This is a genomic window from bacterium (assembly GCA_021372535.1).
In the GTDB taxonomy this organism is placed as follows: domain Bacteria; phylum Latescibacterota; class Latescibacteria; order Latescibacterales; family Latescibacteraceae; genus JAFGMP01.
Window position 1 is genome coordinate 1 of record JAJFUH010000224.1, and the last position, 4,185, is coordinate 4,185.

Consider the following 4,185-nt stretch of genomic DNA (forward strand, 5'->3'; position numbering starts at 1 on the left):
GGCTGTGAAAAAGTATATTTTTCACGAGCCCTATAACGAAATGTGTTGTTTTGTTACTGTCAAGGGCATGTAAATCGGCACTTCGTGCCGACCCTTGACAGCTTATATCCACGTAAATGGTGTTTATCACAACTCTTTTAATGTGGGTCATTTTTTTGTCCCCCTTTGTTTTATAAGGGGGACACGGCGAAGCCGAGGAGGATCAATAATGAATCGATTTTTCTATTCCTTATTCTCCCCTTCTTTTCCTCTGATTCCCGGCTCGACGAACAGCACCTTCTCCCTCGTGTAGGTAACCTGCCCGGGTCCCTGTCCTTTCCGCTTGACCACATACTTGACCGCTGTCCACACCACGGGGACGACAGCCGAGGTTTTCGCCTTCGAGTAGTACGCGGCAACGGATGCCGCCTCTTCGAGACTCCGGTGATCGGGATTCTGCTTCCCCGGTGAGCGGAGGATGACATGGGAGCCGCCGACTCCCTGAGCATGGAGCCAGATGTCGTTTTTACGCGCCCAGCGTACAAGCTCGTCGTTCTCACTGTCGTTTCGTCCCACAATGATCTCGAGTCCCGAAGCCGAGACGAACCGCCGCGGGAAAGGCTCCTCAGCCTCGTATGCACGGCCCGGCTCGCCGGTACGGACATACCTGTCCGCAATCGTTCTGAGCTCTTTCAGATCCTCGAGCGATTCCGCGCGGGAGCTCTCGGCCCGTAAGGTCTCCAGACGTCTCCGGAGGCTTGCGATACGTTCTTCCGCGTGTTTCGAGGCAGCCCTGAGTTTGCGGGCGCGCTGGAAAAACCGTTCCGCATTCCCGGGACCATCGAGCGCGGGATCGAGCTCAACCGTGATCTGCCCGCCGCCCGGGCTGTACGGGTCATCGAGTGTGGCCGATGTCATGCCCCTTTTGATACGGTGCGGGTTCGCGAGAATCGTATTGCCGTGACGGTCAAGGAGTTCGGCCTCCGATTCGCCGCCGCGCTCGGCATCGATTTTGCCGATAGTGGAGAGAATCCGTTTTTCCTCACGGTTCAGGGCGGAGGTGATTGTATGCCTGAGCTGGCGGAATTCCAGCCCCCGTTCACGGTCGAGGGAGTAGCGGATAACCGCATCGTCGAGATTTTTATAGAAGGTGTCGCCTACACCTGCGGATTCCATGGGCAGGGGGAAGACATCGCGGGGAAGACCGTCAGCGCCCATGATGACCGTGCCGCCTTCGCCGCCCTTTTCGATGCGGTCGACAAGCACGGCAACAGTCCTGAACAGCTTCAGCGTGTCATCGGGAGAAAGGTCTCCGGGTTTGAGAGATGGATCGAGTCCGCACCGGAAGACCGCCTCACGGGCAAAGGGACGACTCCCCGAGCATACCGAGACCGCGAGCGCCTCCTCGATGGCCGATTCGGCAGCGAACAGCCGTTTTTCCAACTCCGGCAGGACTCCCCATACAAGATCGATGTATTCCCGCGCGGGCGGAGGGATATATTTCACTCCCGGGCGGATTTCACGGTATCCGCTGATACGTCCTGTGATGACACGGGTTGAACCGGCGATGATGCCATCCGGATTCACTGCGACGATGTTTGCGTAACGGCCGGTCAGCTCGAATACGAGCCTCATGCCGGAATCGAAGCGGAGGAACAGAACGCGGTCGCCGGGGATGATCCCGACAGATTCGAGAACAGTCCCCGCAAATTTCGACAGGTGCCAGTCGCGGGCGTTACGGGAGGGAATGTAGCGCTTCTCGACCGTATGGAGATACGGCATACCGGGGACACCGGACAGTTTAAGCGCACGGTCTCCCTCGAAGCCGATAAACACGGCATGGTTGCCATGGAGGCGGACGGTTTCGACCTTTCGCCCGGCGAAGGAATCACCGGTCTGTTTCCGCTGGGCGCATATGGTAAAATAATCCACGGAGCTTTTCCTCGATAGTTACAACAAGGGGCGATCATTGATTTAAGATTCTGGCATTCATTTTGTTATAGTATAGACCCTGAAACGAGTTCAGGGTGACGTGTATACGATCGGGTCGTCATGCTGAACTTGTTTCAGCATCTATCATCAATGATTCATGATATTTACCTGTATGACCGCAACTTGTTATTACAAACTGTTTGGTGCGTTACAGGAATGGAGGATATAAAAAATTTATAAAAATAAAAAAATCATGAAACCCGGTTATTTCGTTAGAAGTATAAAATAATGTACGCACCGGTCGAGAGTGCGTATATAAAAAAACTTGTGCTGTTCTTTCCCTCCTGGAGGTGGTGCCTTTGATTGCAGGCAATTTACCCCGTTCTGCGGGGAAGAAGTAACAAGTTCGCAGTAAAACGACTAATAAACAAATAAAACAATCAAACAGGGGGCGGAGAGTCGATGCCGCTCCCTTTTTATGGCATAATCGGCGAGAAAAACTTGATTCCATCCATATTGAATCCGATGTGCTCGTAATCCGAAACAACCACCCGCGCCATCTTGAGCTCCTTGTCGCCCTCCTTGTAATTCCATCCGCATTCATGGATGACAAATGGTCTGCCATCCACGCTTCCGAGATAGAGGCCGATATGCCCTGTCGAGCCGGTAAAGGTTATTCCCGCGGGCATTTCACCGAGACGGCGGTTTTTTTCTGCCATATCCTTCATATCTCCGACAAAGACAGCTTGATCGGTGCAGAGCTGCTGGAACGACCAGTACCGCGGAAGGTCAATTCCGAAACACTGGAAAATCACCCGCATGATACCGCCGCAGTCGCGTTCGTCCCAGGAATCATGCCAGCCGTAGGGACGGCCGAGAAGCCTGAACGCAGTGGTTATTGCATTCCGCTTCGTATAGGGGAGAAAACCCTCGTGAACGCTCCCGTCGCGGCGCACCCAGCCCTCTCCTGTCATGAGGGAGCCGTCGGGCTTACGCACCGGTATCGACACTCTGAATCCGCTGTCCGTTTTTCCCCTGACCGTGAGACGCTCCCCCATGTAAACGCTTCCGAGGAATATCGAGCATTTCTCGTCCGCATACAGGGGCGCTTTATGGTCGATGACCACGATGAATTCACCGCCCGCACCGAAAGCCCGTACAGCTTTTTCATCTCCGTATGCGATATCGGCTGACGGCACCCAGCCCCATGCGATGGGGCTCATGACGAACTGGAAGTCCCTTTTCTGCGAAAAGTGGAGAACGGCGACCGGCATACCCATATCGAGCGATGTGACGTTGATGTCGTCGAGATACCCCCGCATACGGTATCCCGGTTCGGCGGTGGGATAGAGACGCGCCGAGGTGTGACGGACGATAATGCCTTTTATGGGGCGAATGGTATCCGGGACCGAGCCGAGGTTGACGGCGGATTGTATCTCCGTCTTTTTTCCTTCGGTCAGCGGAAGCTCCCACCGGTCGTAGAGCGTCGTTTTCATGAGGCGTTCGTTATTCTGTTCGAGACGTTCCCGGACGGTGCTTCCCGGAAAAGTATCGCCGGCGGCGAGCGGATTCATGCGGTTCAGTACGGGACCGTCCATCTCGATCTGGGCGATGTTTTTTGCATAGGGATGGTCAGCGCCGATACTCCGGGAGGTGTTGAGACTGTTGAACGTCCCGATCTGCCGGTCTGTCATGATTACCCGGTCGGGGTCGTCGATCCGGGCAATCCAGTAGCCGGGATCGTTCATCTCAACCGTTGTCCCCGGGAGCGCTTCCGGCGCCCGTTCGGGAAAGTCCTGTGCTGTTACCGCTTTTCCGTATGGCACCGAGACGCAAAGGATTAAAAAAATGACGGCGGCTCTCATATGACGAGAGAGCATTTCAGTGGGCGAAATGGTTTGCATGATGTCCTCAGAGTTAAATGTATGGTATATTATAATTTATATCCTGTTCGGAAAAATGAGCGAAGTTTTTAATCATTCTCAATGAATACAGCAGAAAGATGAAATGGCTCTGACGGAACCATGTCCAAAGTAGGATAAATTTCAGGGTTGTCAAGAAGAAATATGATCGCTGGCGCCCCCCATTTTTTTTCAGAACATCATATTACTATGATACTTTCCTTTGCCTGCCCAAAGGAAAGGGCGCCCGTGAAAAGCCTTTTTCCCCGTTCACTGCCCGTTTTTCGGGAATGTGTGAACTCACGAGCCTTCGGCTCGCTCGGACAGCACCCATTCTTTTTCCGAAAACCGGTTGTGACCGCGGGGCTTTTCA

2 protein-coding genes are annotated in these 4,185 nt (G+C 53.9%); both read right to left on the bottom strand.

The window, feature by feature from the left end:
- Positions 1-222 precede the first annotated feature (222 nt).
- Positions 223-1,911, bottom strand: coding sequence for an NFACT family protein (locus LLG96_19495; GenBank protein MCE5252391.1), 1,689 nt, complete (start codon positions 1,909-1,911; stop codon positions 223-225).
- Between the two features lie 476 nt (positions 1,912-2,387).
- On the bottom strand, positions 2,388-3,815 hold the full coding sequence (locus tag LLG96_19500; GenBank protein ID MCE5252392.1) for an SH3 domain-containing protein: 1,428 nt from the start codon (positions 3,813-3,815) through the stop codon (positions 2,388-2,390).
- Positions 3,816-4,185: the final 370 nt, after the last annotated feature.

What these genes read in the sequence shown, in the direction of transcription:
- LLG96_19500 (MCE5252392.1), bottom strand. Translation starts at nt 3,815, where the DNA reads ATGCAAACCATTTCGCCCACTGAAATGCTCTCTCGTCATATGAGAGCC.